The sequence below is a fragment of the Galactobacter valiniphilus genome (genome assembly GCF_003575975.1).
Lineage (GTDB): Bacteria > Actinomycetota > Actinomycetes > Actinomycetales > Micrococcaceae > Galactobacter > Galactobacter valiniphilus.
Genome location: NZ_QQXK01000010.1, coordinates 68,311 through 84,967 on the forward strand (window position 1 = coordinate 68,311; position 16,657 = coordinate 84,967).

Here is a 16,657-nt window from a genome sequence, read left to right on the forward strand (position 1 = left end):
TCACGGCTCGGTCACCTGCCGTCCCTCGGCGCAGATCGGGCACACCCCGGGCAGCGAGCACCTGAAGTTGGTGCCCTCGTGCAGCGCGGCGAAGTCGGGCCGGGCCATGAGGGCCGCGGCGTCGTGAACCAGGCCGGTGGCCCAATCGTCCTCGGCCGTCACGCTTGCCTGTTCCAGGATCGAGACCTTCACGGTCTCCTTGCCGATCGCCACGAGCGCCGCACCGGCCGGCTCCGTGGGCTGGGTCAGCCGCGGCTCACCCTGCGCAAACTCGGCGAGCGCCCCGGCGCGGATGGCGGCCTGGTAGGTGCCCAGCTGCGGGTGGCGCTCGGCCTCCGCCTTGGTGGGCAGCGACCTGCCGGTCTTGAGGTCGATGATGACGGGGCGGCCGTCCTCACCGACCTCCACGCGGTCGATGGAGCCCGTGAGCTTGACGGGGTGGCCGCCCTCCTCGCGCGGTGCGAGCGGCACCGAGAAGCCCTGCTCGAGCCCCACGGCCACGCGATCCTTCTCGGCGACGAGCGCGTAGTACTGCGCAAGCCGCGTCATCATGCGCGCGGCCCGCTCGTGCTCCCGGTTTCCCTCCCAGTTCTCCGGCAGCTCCAGCTCGTGCCAGTGGCGTTCGAGGGAGGCCATGAGCTCCTCCTCCCCCGCGGCGGGCAGCCGCTCGGCGATGCCGTGCACCAGGGTGCCGAGGCTGCGCGCCAGGTCGGCGGGAGGGAGGCCGTTGGCGGCGGAGACGAACCAGTTCAGGGGCGAGGAGAGCACGGCGTCCACCTTGGAGGGAGAGACGCGCACCTGCCCGCCGTCCGGCACCACCGGGTCGGTCGAGGAGAGCGGGGCCAGGCCCCACCAGGAGGCCGGGTCGGCGCCGCGCACCGCGGGGTCGGCGAGCGAGAGCAGGGCAAGCACCCCCGCGGCGTCGGCCGCCAGTTCCTCGCTTGGCACCTCCTCCACCGTCCGGCGCAGCAGGGCGGTCAGCGTGCTGAGCGTGCGCGGGCGCGGCACGGCGGAGACCACCGGCTCCGGCGCGTGCGGCGCGCGCACGAGCTCGAGGAAGCTCGAGGGCGTCGACTCCTCGTCTTGGACCGCCACGAGATGCACGGCGCGCGTGGCGCGCGTGATCGCCGTGAGGAACTGGCGCAGCTCGTCGTCGCGGACCGCGCGCAGCTTCTCCCCCACGCTCGCGCCGCGCAGGGCGTCCGGCCCGTGTTCGAGGACCGTGACGAGGTCGTCGGAGCGCAACAGCTGGCCGCGCAGGCCCGTGGTGGGCCACTGCCCCTCCTGCAGCCCGGCGATGATGACGGTGTCGAACTCGAGGCCCGCAGCGGCCGCCGGCGTGAGCACGCGCACGCGGCCTCCCGCGGCGCCGGTCCTGGCCAGGGAGTCCATGGGCAGGTCCTGGCTGCGCACGTGCTCGATGAAGCGGGCCACGCCGGCGCCGGGGAACTGGTCCCCGAAGCGCTCGGCGGCCTGGAAGAGCGCGAGGACCGCGTCGAGGTCGCGGTGCGCGCGGTCCGAGCGCAGGCCGCGCTCCTCGAGCGCCTGCTTGCGCCAGCGATCCGAGGCGCCGGCGGCCTCCCACACGGCCCACACGGCCGTGGCCGCCGTGTGATCGGAGGCGAGGTGGGCGCGCGCGGCGTCGAGCATGAGCACGAGGCGGTAGGCGGGCAGGGCCACGGGGCCGAGGCTCGCGAGTTCGTCGGCGCGTTCACCCTCGCGCCCGGCCGGGTCCCCGTCCAGGAGCGCCGCGATGAGGTCGGTGGAGCTACGTTCCCCGCCGGCCGCCCGCTCGTGGGCGAGCAGCAGCTGGCGCAGGGAGCGCACGTCCAGGCTCGTGGCGCGCCCGTAGGGGCCCATGAGCATCGACTCGACGGCCGCGGCGTCGGCCAGCGCGGCCAGACGCCCGCGCTCGCGGGGACCCGGCGCGCCGGCCGCCCGCTCGAGCATGGACAGCAGCGGCGCCACGGCCGATTCGTCGCGCAGCGCCGTCTCGACGGGCGGCACCTCGGTGGAGATGCCGTCGAGGCCCAGCGCGCGCGCCGTCTCCTGGACCTGCGAGCCGGAGCGCACGATGACGGCGATGTCGTCGTACGGCACGCCGTGGCTCAGGTGGGCCTCGAGCACGTGACGCGAGACGAGGCGGCGGGCGTGGACGGGCGCGGCGACGAGCCGCACGTCGACCCCGGCCGGGGTCTCCCCGGCGTCGGGCCGGGTGTCGCCCTCCGGCTGGCAGGAGGGCACGACGTCGGGCTGTGCGTCCCAGCGCCGGCCCACCTCGCCCCAGGGCGAGGGAAGGCGCAGGGCGAGACGGCGCGCGGTCGCGGCGATCGGCGCCGGCAGGCGGTGCTGGGCCGTGAGCTCCAGCACCGGCGCCGGGCCGTCGGTGCCGATCGCCTCCGGTGCCTGGCGCACGAGGTCGGGGCGGGCGCCGCGGAAGCCCTGGACCACGGTGTCCGGGGAGGCCAGGAGCACCGCGTCGCGGCCGCGCGCCAGGCGGTGGACCAGGCGGTGCTGCGAGGGCGTGGCCTCCTGCAGATCGTCGACGATCAGGAGGCCAAGCCGCTCATCCTCGGCGGCGGCGAGGCTCGGATGCTCCGTGAGCAGGCGCAGGGCGAGGGCGACGAGCTCGGCCGGTTCGAAGGCCTCGGCGCTCGCGAGGGCCGAGACCTGCGCGTATTCGTGCACGAAGGCGGCGGCCGCGTCCCACTCGGGCACGTTGCACGCGGCGGCGAGGCGCTGGACCTCGTGGGCGTCGACGCCGTGCTCCGCGGCGCGGTCGAGGAACTCGCGCACCTCGCGGCGGAAGCCGCGCGTCCCCACGGCCTCGCCGAGCTCGGCGGGCCAGGCCGGTCCGCCGCCGTCCTGGGCGTGGCCGCGCAGCAGCTCGCCGATGAGGGCGTCCTGTTCGGGCCCGGAGAGCAGGCGCGGCGGGCGGGTCACGAGGGGCAGCAGGCCGGCCTCGCGCGCGCGGCGGATGAGGTCGAAGGCGTAGGCGGAGTAGGTGCGCACCACCGGCTCGGAGAAGGTGACGCCGGAGCGCAGCGCGAGCTCGTCGCGCAGCCGTTCGGCCGCCGTGCGGCTCGGGACCAGGACGAGGATGGACTCGGCCGGGGCCCCGCCGCGCAGACGCGACATGACGAGCTCACCCGCGAGGGTGGTCTTGCCCGTGCCTGGCCCACCGATGACGACGTGCGGGCCGTGACCGGGGGCGCTCAGCGCCTCGGGAAGGCGGTGGGGCGCGGGGGCGTCGGAAGTCTTCACCGCCCTATCTCATCACCCCGAGCCGACGCTTCGACCCGCGACACCCTCGGTGCGCGCTCGGTGCGCTCAGGCGGAGGGCTCGCGCAGCTCGTCGAGGCGGGCGAGGATCGCGTCGACCTCCTCCGGGGTGGGCTCCCAGCGCGCGCTTGGCTGCGCGCCGAGCGTCCCGTGCGGTGTCCCCTCCCGCTCCCGGTGCTCCCTGGCGCGGGCCAGCAGGGTGGGAGGCAGCGTCCCGTCGGCGCGGATCAGGCGCCACCAGGGCAATCCGTCCGGCGCGCGGCGCATCGCCGCCGCGGGGCGCCGCGGCGTGCTCAGGCCCAGCAGCTCGGCGACGGCACCGTAGGAGGTCACCCTTCCGGCCGGCACGGCCTCGAGGACGCGGTACACGGCCTCGTCGATGCTCTCGGGGTCGGGAAAGGCAGGCATGCCCCCCACGCTAGCGCCGCCCGGCCAGGCCCGGGTGTCGGCGCCCTGCGATAACGTGGGGGAATGGCCGAGCACGAATCCCCCTCCCAGGACGCCTTCCTCTTCGCCGGGACGGAGGGCACCCCGTGGCACGAACTGCCGCGCGCCGCCTTCGACCTGGAAACCACGGGCAAGGACCCGCGCACCGCCCGCATCGTGACCGCGTCCGTGGTGATCGTCAACGGCCGTGACGAGATGCTCCAGCATCACGAGTGGCTCGTGAACCCCGGCGTGCCCATCCCCGAGGAGGCCACGGCGGTGCACGGCATCTCCACGGCCAAGGCCCAGGCCGAGGGCCAGGACCCGGCGCAGGCCACCGCGGAAATCGCGGAGCTGCTGCGCGCCCTGCTCCAGACCATGCCCGTCATGGTCTTCAACGCCCCCTACGACTTCACGGTCCTGGAGGAGGAGTCGCGCCGCTACGGGGTGCCGAGCCTGGAGCCCTCCCCCGTCATCGATCCCCTCGTGATCGACCGCGCGGTGGACAAGTACCGCCGCGGCAAGCGCACCCTCGGCGTGATGTGCGAGCACTACGGCGTCTCGCTCGTGGACGCCCACACCTCCGCCGCCGACGCCCTCGCGACCATCGGCGTCGCCGACGCGATCGCCCGCCGCTATCCCCGCGAGGTCCAGGTGGACCCGCTGGCCCTGCACGGCGCGCAGGTGAATTGGCAGCGCGCGTGGGCCGAGAACTTCCAGGACTACCTGCGCCGCAAGGATCCGGCGGCCACGGTGGACGCCGCCTGGCCGCGTGCTGCGTTCGGCCCCCGCGAGGACTGAGCCACGCCCGGGCGCCGATCGGCGCTGGCCGAGGCGCCGGCGCTGTGACGCCGTGTGACGTTCCTCATGGCCGCCCGGGCGGCTCGGGGGACGTTGCCGCGCAACAAGTACTTCGCAATCCTTCGGCAAGGGCCGTGCTTTTCCGCCGATCACCCCACCGATTCAGGTAATTACCCGGCGGTAGGTGCATGATCGTCGATCAAGGTGACGATTCGGTCGATATTCTTCGGCAATGGTTCAATGGGGGCCGGTTCACCGACCCCACCCGAAGGATTGCCCACCCGTGATCACCGTTTCCCATCTGAGCAAGGAGTTCGTCTCCGCCGGGCGCAATGTGCGCGCCCTGGACGACGTCTCGCTCTCCGTCGCCGACGCCGAGATTCACGGCATCGTCGGCCAGTCCGGCGCAGGAAAGTCGACCCTCGTTCGCTGCCTGACGTTGCTGGAGACGCCCAGCTCGGGAACCGTGACCATCGACGGCGCCGATGTGGCGGGCCTGAGCGGAGCCGAACTGCAGAACGCCCGCCGCAGCATCGGCCTCGTGTTCCAGCACGCCAATCTCTTCGACGCCCGCACTGCCCTCGACAACGTGGCCTACCCGCTGGAGATCGCCGGCGTGAAGCGCGCGGAGCGGCGCGCCCGCGCCGCCGAGCTCCTCGAGCTCGTGGGGCTCAAGGGCACCGAGTCCGCCTACCCGGCCCAGCTCTCCGGCGGCCAGAAGCAGCGCGTCGGCATCGCCCGCGCCCTCGCCGCCGACCCCAAGGTCCTGCTCTGCGACGAGCCGACCTCCGCGCTCGACCCGAACTCGACGGCCGAGGTCCTCCAGCTGATCCGCGACGTCCGCGATCGCCTGGGCCTGACCGTCCTCGTCATCACGCACGAGATGAGCGTCGTCAAGACGCTCTGCGACTCGGTATCCCTCCTGCAGTCCGGCACCATCGTGGAGACCGGCTCCGTCGAGAACGTCGTGGCGGCCAACGGCCAGCTCACGCGGCAGCTCGTGCCGCTTCCGGCGCTCGCCCTCACGCCCCTGCGCGCCGGCGAGACCGCCCTCGACATCCTCGCCGTCGGCGAGGCCGTCGATCGCCCGTTTGTTGCCGAGGCCTCGCGCATCGTCGGCTCTGACGTCGCCGTCCTGGCCGGCAGCATCGAGACGCTGGCCGGCGGCCGCGTGTCCCGCCTGCGCGTGGCCCTCCCGGCCGGCGCCGACGTCGCCGCCGTCAAGTCAACGTTGGTTTCCCAGGGCGCTCAGGTGAGCGATCCCGTCGTCTCGGAGGTGGCCGCATGAGCGCCGTTATCTCGGCCCTCGTCCCCACCGCCGGCGATATGTGGGAACCCCTGACCCAGCCGGCCATCTGGGGGGTCATCTGGACCGCGCTCGGCGAGACCCTGACCATGGTCTTCGTGGCGGGCGTGGCCACCGTCATCATCGGCCTGGCCCTCGGCGTGCTGCTGTGGGCCGGCGCCCGCGGCGGCATCCTGCCCAAGTGGCTGGACGGCGTGGTCAACGTGGTCCTGTCCTGGATCATCGTGAACATCACGCGCTCGATTCCGTACGCGATCCTCATGCTGGCGTTGATCCCCTTCACGCGCCTCATCGTCGGTACCTCGCTCGGCCCCATGGCCGCGAGCGTCTCGCTCACGATCGGCACCGTCCCGTTCTTCGCCCGCCTCGTTGAGGCGGCGCTGCGCGAGGTGGATCGAGGCAAGCTGGACGCCGCGGCGGTCATGGGCTCCTCGCGCTGGCAGCTCGTGAGCAAGGTGGCCCTCCCCGAGGCCCGCCCCGCGCTCGTCGCGGCCATCACCACCACCGTCGTGACGCTGGTTGGCTACTCGGCCATGGCCGGACTCATCGGCGGCGGCGGCCTGGGTCGCCTCGCCTACAACTACGGCTACCAGCGCTTCGAGGTCGGCATCATGCTCGTCGTCCTCGTGATCATGATCGTGCTGGTTCAGCTCATCCAGTTCATCGGCGACCGCCTCACGCGGCTCGTCGACCACCGCTAGGCCCCACGGCCCGGCCCCTCGTTTTCCCGGCCGCAAGCCGGGGCCGCAGCAGGTAGCCGCCAGCTGCACCACCGCCGGAGCATCGGTTCCCCCGATCCCGGCCCGTCACTCAAGGAGCACTCACCGTGCGCAAGAAGTTCTCGTTCGCGGCCATCGCGGCCGTGGCCGCCCTCGCCCTGTCCGCCTGCGGTGGTGGCGGTACCCCCGCCGCGTCCTCCTCCGGCTCTGCCCTGGATCCGACCAAGCCGGTCACAGTCAAGGTCGCCGCCTCGCCCATCCCGCACGCGCAGATCCTCCAGTTCGTTCAGGACAACCTGACCAAGGATTCGGGCATCACCCTCGACATCGTCGAGATGGATGACTACATCACGCCGAACACCTCCCTGCAGGACAAGTCGGTCGACGCCAACTACTTCCAGCACGAGCCGTACCTGAAGGCTCAGTCCGAGGAGAAGGGCTACAAGTTCGCCCACGGCGCCGGCATCCACCTGGAGCCCATCTCGGCGTACTCGGACAAGTACACCTCCGCCGCGGACCTCCCGGAGGGCTCCACCATCGCCATCACGAACGACGCCTCCAACCAGGTGCGTTCGCTGAAGGTGCTGCAGGACGCCGGCGTGCTGAACAACATCACTGACACCGACACCGCCCTGGCGATCTCCGGCGACGCCAACGCCGAGAAGAACCCCAAGAAGTTCGTCTTCAACGAGATGAACCCCGAGGTCGTCGTGCAGCAGATCAAGGATCCTAAGGTCGCCGCCGCCATCGTCAACGGCAACTTCGTGCTCAGCGCCAAGATCGACCTGAAGCCAATCGCCGTCGAGTCCGCCGAGAACAACCCCTACGCCAACTTCCTGGTGTGGCGCGAGGGCGAGGAGACCCCGGCGATCAAGAAGCTCGACGAGCTCCTGCACTCCGCCGAGGTCAAGGCCTACATCGAGAAGACCTGGCCTGATAAGAACGTCATCCCGGCGTTCTGATCCCCTCCGCTCGACTCGAGCGGTATCAAGGCAAAGGGCCGGTTCCCCCGCTGGGGGAACCGGCCCTTTTGCGCGCCCACGTGCCGTCGGACACTCTCACCGAGCCTCCCCCCGATCGGAGTGCGAAATGTCGCCTTTTCGGGCGAAAACACGACATTTCGCACTCCGATCGGGCGGGGTCGGCGGGGTCGGCGGGGGGTCGTCGGGGTCGGCGGGGGGGTCGGCGGGGTCGGCGGGGCGCAGAAGGGCGGGAGGGCACAGAAAATGCGGCACGACGGCGGGTGGTGGCCACCCGCAGTCGTGCCGCGTTCCGTGGGCCGTGCGGCCCGCCGGTTCAGTCCTGCGGGGCCTCGGCAGCCGCTGCCGCCGCCGCGGCGGCCGGGAGCGCCGAGACGATGCGGTCCATGGCCGCGTCGTCGTGGGCCGCGGAGAGGAACCACGCCTCGAAGACGGAGGGCGGCAGGTAGACGCCGGACTCGAGCATCGAGTGGAAGAACGGCGCGTAGCGCCAGCCCTCCTGGGCCTGGGCGTCGGCGTAGTTGTGCACGCCGGCATCCGAGGTGCCGAAGGCCACCGAGAAGAGGTTGCCCGCCACCTGGATGGAGTGGTCGACGCCGGCGGCATTGAAGGCCGCCGTGAGCTCGTCCTGCAGCTGCAAAGAGCGGGCGTCGATGTGCGCGTAGACCTCGGAGCTCGCGTGCTCCAGCGTGGCGATGCCGGCGGCCGTGGCCACGGGGTTACCGGAGAGCGTGCCGGCCTGGTAGACCGGGCCCAGCGGGGCCAGGTGCTCCATGACCTCCTGGCGGCCGCCGATGGCAGCGGCGGGCATGCCGCCGCCGATGACCTTGCCGAAGGTGAAGAGATCGGGGACCCAGCCCTCCACGCGGCCCGTGAGGCCCCAGTAGCCGGCGTCGGAGGCGCGGAAGCCCGTGAGCACCTCGTCGATGATCAGGAGCGAGCCGTGCTGGGCCGTGATCTCGCGCAGGTAGGCGTTGAAGCCGTCCTCCGGGGCCACGACGCCCATGTTGCACGGCGCCGACTCGGCGATGACCGCGGCGATGCGCGGGCCGAACTCGGCAAACGCGGCGACGAGCGCCTCGCGGTTGTTGTACGGCAGCACGAGCGTCTCGGCCGTCACGGCGGCGGGCACACCGGCCGAGCCGGGCAGGGCCAGCGTGGCCAGGCCGGAACCGGCGGCGGCCAGCAGCGCGTCGACGTGGCCGTGGTAGTTGCCTGCAAACTTGATGACGAGGTCGCGGCCCGTGTAGCCGCGGGCCAGGCGGATGGCCGTCATGGTGGCCTCGGTGCCGGTGGACACCATGCGCACGCGCTCCACGCCGCCCATGCGGTTCGCGATGAGGCGGGCGAGCTTGGACTCGTCCGCCGTCGAGGCGCCGAAGGAGAGACCGTGGTCCACGGCGCGGTGCACGGCCTCGATGACGGCGGGGTGCGAGTGGCCCAGGAGCGCGGGGCCCCAGGACATGACGAGGTCGACGTACTGCTTGCCCTCGACGTCGGTGACGTGGGCGCCGTGGGCGTCCACGAGGAACGGCGGCACGCCGCCCACGGAGCCGAAGGCGCGCACGGGAGAGTTCACGCCGCCGGGCATGATGGCCTGGGCCGAGGCGAATTCCTGGGCGTTGGTGGTCATGATCAGCCTTCCTTGAGCCACTGGGCGAGCTCGGCGGCCCAGTAGGTGAGCACCTGGTCGGCGCCGGCGCGGCGCAGACCCAGGACGGATTCTTCGATGGCGGCACGGCGGTCGATCCAGCCGTTCGCGGCGGCGGCCTCGATCATCGAGTACTCGCCGGAGATCTGGTAGGCGGCCACGGGCACGGGGCTCATGGCGGCGACATCGGCCAGGATGTCCATGTAGGCCATGGCGGGCTTGACCATGACGATGTCGGCGCCCTCCTCCAGGTCGAGCTCCACCTCGAGCAGGGCCTCGCGGCGGTTGGCCGGGTCCATCTGGTAGGTGCGGCGATCGCCCTTGAGCTGGGAGTCGACGGCCTCGCGGAACGGGCCGTAGAACGCCGAGGCGTACTTGGCGGCGTAGGCCATGATGAGCGTGTCCTGGTGGCCAGCCTCGTCCAGGGCCTGACGGATCACGGCGACCTGGCCGTCCATCATGCCGGAGGGGCCGAGCACATCGGCACCGGCCTCGGCCTGCGCCACGGCCATCCGGCCGTAGATCTCCAGGGTCGCGTCGTTGTCCACCGAGCCGTCGGCGGCGAGCACGCCGCAGTGGCCGTGATCCGTGAACTCGTCGAGGCAGACGTCGCCCATGACGAGCAGGGCGTCGCCCACTTCGGCCTTCACCTCGGCGATGGCGCGGTTGAGGATGCCGTGGGGGTCAACGGCACCGGAGCCCACGGCGTCGCGCTGCGCAGGCACGCCGAAGAGCATGATGCCGCCGAGTCCCAACTCCGCGGCGCGGGCGGCCTCGGCCTTGAGCGAATCCAGCGTGTGCTGGACGACGCCCGGCATCGAGGAGATCGGGATGTTGGCCGTGGCGCCCTCGCGGACAAACGCCGGGAGGATGAGCTGGCGCGGGGCCATGCTCGTCTCGGCGACGAGGGAGCGGATGGCGGGGGTGCGCCGCAGGCGGCGCGGGCGGTGGGTCGGGAAACTCACGGCTGCTTCCTTTCGGCGGCCTCTCGGGCCGCAAGGGCGCCGGCCAGGCCGGCGGGATCGGTGGTCTTGGCGACGGCGTCGACGCGCAGGCCGTGGGCCAGCGCCTCCTTGGCCGTGCGCGGGCCGATGGCGATGAAGCCCGTGGCGCTCTCGCGCCCGTCCAGGAGGACGGCCACGCGCCGGGCGGTGGAGGGGGAGGTCAGGATCGCGGCGTCGAGCGTGCCGGCCGCGAGGGCGGCCGCCAGCTCGGCGGGGCTGAGGCGTTCAAGGCCCGACGGCGCGGCCACGGCCGGCTGGCCGGGCACCGGCACGCTGAGCAAGAGCTCCGGGTCCCCCGGGGCGTCGACGGTGCGGTACGCCATGAGGTCAACGGGGCGCCAGCCCCGTTCCAGCAGGCCGTCGCGCAGCGTGGGGGCCGCGAGATCGGCGGCGGGCAACAGGACGGCGGCGAAGGCCGTGTCCTCGGGCACGGGCCACTCGGCCAGCAGGCCGCGGGCAGAATGCTCAGCGTGCGGGAGCAGATCAACGGTGACGCCGGCGGCTTCGAGGGCCCGCGCCGTGGCCTTGCCGACGGCCGCCACCTTGGTCACGGCGGACACCTTGAGCGCGGTGTCCTGCCCCTCCCCCGCCTCGCCAGCGATGGCGACGAGGGCCCGCACAGTGCTCACGGAGGTGAAGGCGACCCACGCGAAGTGGCCCTCCGCGAGGGCCGCGAGCTGCTCCGCGAGGAACACGCGCTGTTCCGGGTCAGCCGGAAGCTCGTTGGCGATGAGCGGGCACAGGACCGGCACCGCGCCGGCTTCGACCAGGGCGTGCGCCAACGGCGCCGCCCTGTCCTCGCTGCGCAGCACGGCCACGCGCGGCCCGCCCATCGCCGTGCTCACTTGGCGCCGCCCTCGGCGGGGCCGGTGCCCATGAGGCCGGCCGCGCCCAGGCCGAGCAGCTCGTCGGCCAGCGCGTGACCGAGGGCCACGGCGTCGGCCTCGAAGAGCACCTCGCCGCCCAGGGAACGGCGCAGCATGCGGGAGCCGTCCGGGCTCACGGCCACGGCGTCGAGGCGCAGGAAACCGGCCCGGCCGGGCAGGCCGAGCGCGCCGAGCGGGGCGGCGCAGCCGCCCTCGAGCCGGTTGAGCAGCGCGCGCTCGGCCGTCACGGCCAGGCGCGTCGCGTCGTCGTCCAGCGAGGCCAGGGCCCGCGTGAACTCGTCGTCGCGCGCGAACGTGCCCGTGGCGACCTCCACGGCCAGCGCCCCCTGCCCGGGGGCGGGAAGCATGACCATGGGGTCGATGCGCTCCGTGATGAAGCGCTCGAGCCCCAGCCGGTCCAGGCCGGCGCCGGCCAGGACGACGGCGTCGAGATCGCCGGCGTGCTCGCGGCCCACCGAGGCGCTGTCGTCGTGCTCCAGTTCCAGGCCCTTGACCCGACGCAGGCGCGTGGGGACGTTGCCGCGGATGTCCTTGACCTTCAGGTCGGGGCGGGCGGCCAGGAGCTGCGCCGCGCGCCGCGGCGAGCCGGTGCCCACCACGGAGCCCGTGGGCAGGGTGTCGAGCGTGAGCCCGTCCCGGGCCACGAGGACGTCGCGAACGTCGACGCGCGCCGGGATGGCGGCGATGGACAGCCCCTCCGGCTGCAGCACCGGAAGGTCCTTGAGCGAGTGGACGGCGACGTCCACCTCGCCGTCCAGGACGCGCTGGCGCAACGCGGCGGCGAAGACGCCGGTGCCGCCGAGCGAGGCGAGGGACCCGGTGACGACGTCCCCCTCGGTCTTCACGATGATCGTCTGGGCCTCACCGGCCCCGGCGCGCCGCAGCGCCTCGGCCACGTGACCCGTTTGGGTCGTGGCCAAGGCGCTGCCGCGGGTGCCGATGCGGAAACCGCTCACGCCTGCGGGACCCCCACCTCGGAGTCGACCGCCGCGATGGTCGGCTTGAACGTGCCGTCGCGCATCTGCTTGACGCAGCAGTTCGGGCGGCAGACGTCGTACCAGGGGCCGCCCGGGACGCAGGACTCGCGCCCCTCGCGCAGGGCCTTGCCGTCGGGGCCCGCGAGGCGCTCCTCGACGAGGTCCACCACGCCGGAGACGAAGGCCTGGTGCGTGCCGTGGGTCGGAACGCGGTGGAACGCGAGACCCAGGCCCTCGGAGGTCTCCTTGGCCTCGGTGTCCAGGTCCCAGACGACCTCCATGTGATCGGAGACGAAGCCGATCGGGACGATCACGACGCCGCGTGTGCCGGCGGCCGCGTACTCCTCGATCGCATCGTTGATGTCGGGCTCGAGCCACGGCACGTGCGCGGCGCCGGAGCGGGACTGGAAGACGAGCGACCAGTCGACGCCCTCGGCGGAGGGCACGCGGGAGAGGATCTCGCGGGCCACGGCCAGGTGCTGGTACGAGTACACGTCCGTGTCGATGGACGCCGCCAGATCGCGCGGGCCCGCGGCGTCGGCGTCGGTCTGCGGGATGGAGTGCGTCGTGAACACGATGTGGATCGGGGCACCCTCCTCGCCGCGGGCGGCAAGCTGGGCGCGGACGTCGGCCAGGCCCGTCGCCAGGTCGCCGACGAAGGGCTCCACGAAGCCGGGGGTGTCGAAGTACTGGCGGATCTTGTCCACCTCGAGCTTGCCCTCGAGGCCCGTCTCGCGCAGGGCCACACCGTAGTCCTCGCGGTACTGGCGGCACGAGGAGTAGCCGGAGTAGGCGGAGGTCGCGAGCACCAGGAGGCGGCGATGGCCGGCCTCGTAGGCCTCCTCGAGCACCTCGGCCACGTAGGGATCCCAGTTGCGGTTGGCCCACAGGACGGGAAGCTCGATGCCGCGCGTGGCGAGCTCCGCCTCGATGGCTGCCTTGAGCTCGCGGTTCTGCGCGTTGATGGGGCTGATGCCGCCGTTGGCGCGGTAGTGGGTCGCGACCTCCTCGAGGCGCTCGTCCGGGATGCCGCGGCCGGCCGTGACGTTGCGCAGGAACGGGATCACGTCCTCCTGGCCCTCGGGGCCACCGAAGGAGGAAAGGATCAGGGCGTCGTACGCCTTGGGCTCCATGCGCCCGTTCTCGTCGTAGCCCTCACGGGGATCGAAAGTGAACTCGCTCATGCCAGGACCTCCACGGCCTCGAGGGCGCTGATGCGGCGCCCGGTGTAGAACGGAACCTCTTCGCGCACGTGATTGCGCGCCTCGGTGTAGCGCAGGTGGCGCATCATGTCCACGAGGTCGATGACCTCGGGCGCCTCGAGGGCGATGATCCACTCCCAATCGCCCAGGGCGAAGGAGGCGACGGTGTTGGCCTGGACGGTCGGGAAGTCGCGGCCGAGGATCCCGTGATCGCGCAGCATCTTGCCGCGCTCCTTGGCGTCAAGCATGTACCAGTCGTAGGAACGCACGAAGGGGTAGACCGTGAGCCACTCCCCTGCCTCGGTGCCGCGCGCGAACGCCGGCGAGTGGTCCTTGGAGAACTCGGCCTCGCGGTGCACGCCGAAGAAGGAGAAGGCCAGGTCCGTGCCGGCCAGCAGCTCGGTGCGGCGCAGGGTGCGCAGGGCCGCCTGCAGGGACTCGAAGGAGGAGCCGTGCAGCCACAGCATGAGGTCGGCGTCCTCGCGCATGCCGGAGACGTCGTAGACGCCGCGCAGGGTGACGCCGTCGGCCAGCTCGCCGGCGGCGGCCTCGAAGGCGCTCGCGTCGGCCTCGCTGTGCTCGCGCACCTCGGTGCGCGCCAGCACTGCCCATACGGTGAAGTGCAGCGTGTGCTCGCCCTCGCGGGAGCGTTCGGCCAGCACGGGTGAGGAGTTCTCCGGGCGGTATCCGGTCTCGGACATCGAGTCCTTACCTTTCTTCCTGCCGCGCGGCCGGGGCGGGCCGCGCGGGCTTGGCTGCTCCCGGGTGCACCGGGGCAGGTGGTCTAGCGGGCGCTGAGGCCCAGGGCCTGGCGGGTGGAGGAGACGACGGCGGCGAGGCCGGTGCCGTAGCGCCAGGCCCCCACGACGTCGAGCTCGGGCACGGGTGCCAGCAGGCCGGAGATGGCCTGCAGGCGATCGCGGTGGCCCAGCGTGGCCATCGGCAGCGCACCGTGGTGGCGCACCACGTCCCAGCCGAGGACGTCCGCCCCGCCCAGCTGCACCCCGAGCAGGGTGGCGGCGTCGGCGAGGCCCTGCTTGAGCAGCGTCTCGTCGTCGGCGTCGGCCACGCGGGCCGCCTCGTCGGTCAGGCGGCCGTACGACAGGCGCAGCACGTGACGGCCGGGGCCGGCCAGCTCCGCGAGCCAGGGCCACTTGGCGGTCGCGTGCGTCAGGGCCTTGGCGACGACATCGGGGGCACCGGGGGCGACCAGCACGCCCGTGCCGCGCGGGGCGACGTCGAGGTCCGGAAGGTCCACCACGAGGGTCACGAGGCTCACGCCAGCGCCCTCCTCGGGGCGCAGGGCGGCGAGGCCCGGCACGGCCCCGGAGAGCAGCTCGACGGCGCGCGGGCCGTCGGTCGCGACGACGAGGCGCTCGGCGTCGAGCACGTCCGAGCCGACGCTCACATGCCACGCGCCGTTCTCCTCGCGCTCCACGTGCTCCACCTCGGCGCCCGTGATGAGGTGCACGCCGCGGGCCTGGAGGTCGGCCACGAGGGCGGTCACGAGGGTGTTCATGCCGCCGCGCAGGCCGGCCACGGCCGAACCGGCGGGGGCCGCGGCGCGCAGAGAGGCTGCGGCGGCGCTGAGCGAGCCCTCGCGCTCGAGGGCGGCGCGCAGGCCGGGGGCGATCGCGTCGGCGTCGAGCGCCTCGGGATCGGCGGAGTGCACGCCGGAGACCACGGGGGTCACGAGGGTCTCGAGGACCTCCTGGCCCAGGCGCACGCGGACGAGCTCGCCGAGCGAGACGGGGCCCTCGAGCAGCTCGGGCTGCACCGGGGTCTCGAGGTCAAGTACGGCGCGGGCTGCGCCCTCGGCGGAGAGCGCCGCGATGGCGTCGGCCTCGCGCGGGTCGCCGGGGATGCCCACCACGCCGCTGCGCGGCAGGGGCACGTCGCGGCCGGGGCCGGCGTGCAGCCACGCCGGGGACGGCGCAGGGTAGACGATCTCCAGGCCGAGCTCGCCGGCCAGGCGGGCCACGGCGTCGTTGCGGGTCGCGAAGGACTCTGCACCGGCGTCGAGGCTCAGCCCGTCCACGACGTGTGCGCTGACGCGCCCGCCCGGCTCGCCCGCCTCCAGGACGCTCACCTCGTAGCCGAGCAGCGCGAGCTCGCGCGCCGCGACGAGGCCGGCCACGCCGGCCCCCAGCACGACGGCGGCCGGGGCCTGGGAGGGGACGGTCGCCTTGCGGGAGGCGGCCAGGGACTGGAGGCGATCGGTCAGGCGGGACACGCTCAGGCCTCCTTCAACGCTGAGAACGAACGGGGATCGGCGCCCACGGGCACCGAGTGAATGAACTCGACGAGGCGCGTGAGCACCTCGGGGTCGGCGTCCGGCGGCACGCCGTGGCCCAGGTTGACGACGTGGCCGGGGGCCGCAGCACCGCGGGCCAGCACGTCGATCGTGTGCTCGCGCAGGGCGTCCCAACCGGCGCCGAGCAGGGCCGGGTCGATGTTGCCCTGCAGCGGCACGCCGCCGCCCAGGCGGGCCTCGGCCTCGTCGAGGGGCACGCGGTAGTCGACGCCCATGACGGTGTTGCCGGCGCGGTTCATGTCGGCGAGCAGCTCGCCCGTGCCCACGCCGAAGTGCACGAGGGGAACACCCAGCTCCTTGACGGGGGCCAGGGCCCGGGTCGAGGACGGCAGCACGTAGCGGCGGTAGTCGGCCGGGGAGAGCGAGCCGCCCCACGAGTCGAAGAGCTGACCGGCGGAGGCGCCCGCCTCGATCTGGGCCTTGAGGAACGCGCCGGAGATGTCGGCGGCCCAGTCGGCGAGCCCGGCCCAGGTCTCGGGATCGGCGTGCATGAGGCGGCGGGGGCCCAGGTGATCCCGGCTCGGCTTGCCCTCCACCATGTACGCGGCCAGCGTGAAGGGCGCACCGGCGAAGCCGATGAGCGGCGTGGAGCCGAGCTCGGCGACCGTGAGGCGCACCGCCTCGCGGATGGGATTGAGCGCGGCGGCGTCGAGGCGCGGCAGCGCCGCGACCTGCTCGGGCGTGTTGATGGGCTCGCCGAAGACGGGGCCGACGCCGGGCTTGATGGTGACGTCGAGGCCGGCCAGCTGCAGCGGGACCACGATGTCGGAGAAGAAGATGCCGGCGTCCACATCGTGGCGGCGCACGGGTTGCAGCGTGATCTCGCTGGCCATGGCCGGATCCAGGCAGGAGGCGATCATGTCCGTTCCGGCACGCAGCTCGCGGTACTCCGGGAGGGAGCGACCGGCCTGGCGCATGAACCACACGGGACGCCGCGAGGGCGTACGGCCGGTCATGGCGGCGATCAGCGGCGCGTTGGCGGTGGTTCCGGACACGAGGGGGTGGGATCCACGAAGCGTCATGCTTGCCATTCTGCCGCGCGGGACACCCCTTGACGAAATGGGCGCGGCGCGGCGACAGCATTTTTTCTACCACCCGTAGAAGAGGG

General features: G+C 73.1%; 14 protein-coding genes. 4 read left to right on the forward strand and 10 right to left on the reverse strand.

Annotated elements, in window-relative coordinates; all coding sequences use genetic code 11:
* Both DWB68_RS06505 and DWB68_RS06510 read right to left on the reverse strand, forming a co-directional pair.
* Entirely contained in the window at nt 1–3,264 is a 3,264-nt protein-coding gene (locus DWB68_RS06505; protein ID WP_119424337.1) for an ATP-dependent helicase, read from the reverse strand.
* Nucleotides 3,265–3,330: 66 nt separating this feature from the next.
* Nucleotides 3,331–3,690 (reverse strand): MGMT family protein, encoded by a 360-nt coding sequence (locus tag DWB68_RS06510; RefSeq protein WP_119424338.1) that lies wholly within the window; start codon nt 3,688–3,690, stop codon nt 3,331–3,333.
* A 63-nt stretch (nt 3,691–3,753) separates the two neighbouring features.
* Here DWB68_RS06510 and DWB68_RS06515 point away from each other — a divergent pair, with 63 nt between their 5' ends.
* The 4 genes from DWB68_RS06515 to DWB68_RS06530 all read left to right on the forward strand — a co-directional run bounded on the left by DWB68_RS06515 (nt 3,754) and on the right by DWB68_RS06530 (nt 7,496).
* A complete protein-coding gene (locus DWB68_RS06515) occupies nt 3,754–4,509 on the forward strand; it encodes a 3'-5' exonuclease (RefSeq protein WP_119424339.1) in 756 nt (251 codons plus the stop codon).
* Between the two features lie 283 nt (nt 4,510–4,792).
* The gene (locus DWB68_RS06520) at nt 4,793–5,797 is read left to right on the forward strand and encodes a methionine ABC transporter ATP-binding protein (protein WP_119424340.1); all 1,005 of its coding nucleotides are present in this window, start codon (nt 4,793–4,795) and stop codon (nt 5,795–5,797) included.
* Complete coding sequence (locus tag DWB68_RS06525) at nt 5,794–6,516, forward strand: methionine ABC transporter permease (RefSeq protein WP_407645660.1); 723 nt, start codon at nt 5,794–5,796, stop codon at nt 6,514–6,516. The genes DWB68_RS06520 and DWB68_RS06525 overlap by 4 nt, the downstream gene beginning before the upstream one ends.
* A gap of 125 nt (nt 6,517–6,641) precedes the next feature.
* A complete protein-coding gene (locus DWB68_RS06530) occupies nt 6,642–7,496 on the forward strand; it encodes a MetQ/NlpA family ABC transporter substrate-binding protein (RefSeq protein ID WP_119424341.1) in 855 nt (284 codons plus the stop codon).
* Between the two features lie 334 nt (nt 7,497–7,830).
* Here DWB68_RS06530 and hemL read toward each other — a convergent pair whose 3' ends face one another.
* From hemL to hemE, 8 genes are all read right to left on the reverse strand, one after another.
* A complete protein-coding gene (hemL, locus tag DWB68_RS06535) occupies nt 7,831–9,147 on the reverse strand; it encodes a glutamate-1-semialdehyde 2,1-aminomutase (RefSeq protein ID WP_119424342.1) in 1,317 nt (438 codons plus the stop codon).
* Nucleotides 9,148–9,149: 2 nt separating this feature from the next.
* Nucleotides 9,150–10,130, reverse strand: a complete 981-nt coding sequence (gene hemB, locus DWB68_RS06540) for a porphobilinogen synthase (protein WP_119424343.1) — start codon at nt 10,128–10,130, stop codon at nt 9,150–9,152.
* On the reverse strand, nt 10,127–11,014 hold the full coding sequence (locus tag DWB68_RS06545; RefSeq protein ID WP_119424344.1) for a uroporphyrinogen-III synthase: 888 nt from the start codon (nt 11,012–11,014) through the stop codon (nt 10,127–10,129). Before DWB68_RS06545 ends, hemB begins: the two co-directional genes overlap by 4 nt.
* Nucleotides 11,011–12,012, reverse strand: coding sequence for a hydroxymethylbilane synthase (gene hemC, locus DWB68_RS06550; protein ID WP_119424345.1), 1,002 nt, complete (start codon nt 12,010–12,012; stop codon nt 11,011–11,013). The genes DWB68_RS06545 and hemC overlap by 4 nt, the downstream gene beginning before the upstream one ends.
* Nucleotides 12,009–13,217 (reverse strand): ferrochelatase, encoded by a 1,209-nt coding sequence (locus tag DWB68_RS06555; protein ID WP_119424346.1) that lies wholly within the window; start codon nt 13,215–13,217, stop codon nt 12,009–12,011. Before DWB68_RS06555 ends, hemC begins: the two co-directional genes overlap by 4 nt.
* Nucleotides 13,214–13,936 (reverse strand): hydrogen peroxide-dependent heme synthase, encoded by a 723-nt coding sequence (hemQ, locus tag DWB68_RS06560; protein WP_119424347.1) that lies wholly within the window; start codon nt 13,934–13,936, stop codon nt 13,214–13,216. The genes DWB68_RS06555 and hemQ overlap by 4 nt, the downstream gene beginning before the upstream one ends.
* An 83-nt stretch (nt 13,937–14,019) precedes the next feature.
* Entirely contained in the window at nt 14,020–15,468 is a 1,449-nt protein-coding gene (locus DWB68_RS06565) for a protoporphyrinogen/coproporphyrinogen oxidase (RefSeq protein ID WP_233548647.1), read from the reverse strand.
* A 2-nt stretch (nt 15,469–15,470) separates the two neighbouring features.
* Nucleotides 15,471–16,571, reverse strand: coding sequence for a uroporphyrinogen decarboxylase (hemE, locus tag DWB68_RS06570; RefSeq protein WP_119424348.1), 1,101 nt, complete (start codon nt 16,569–16,571; stop codon nt 15,471–15,473).
* Nucleotides 16,572–16,657: the final 86 nt, after the last annotated feature.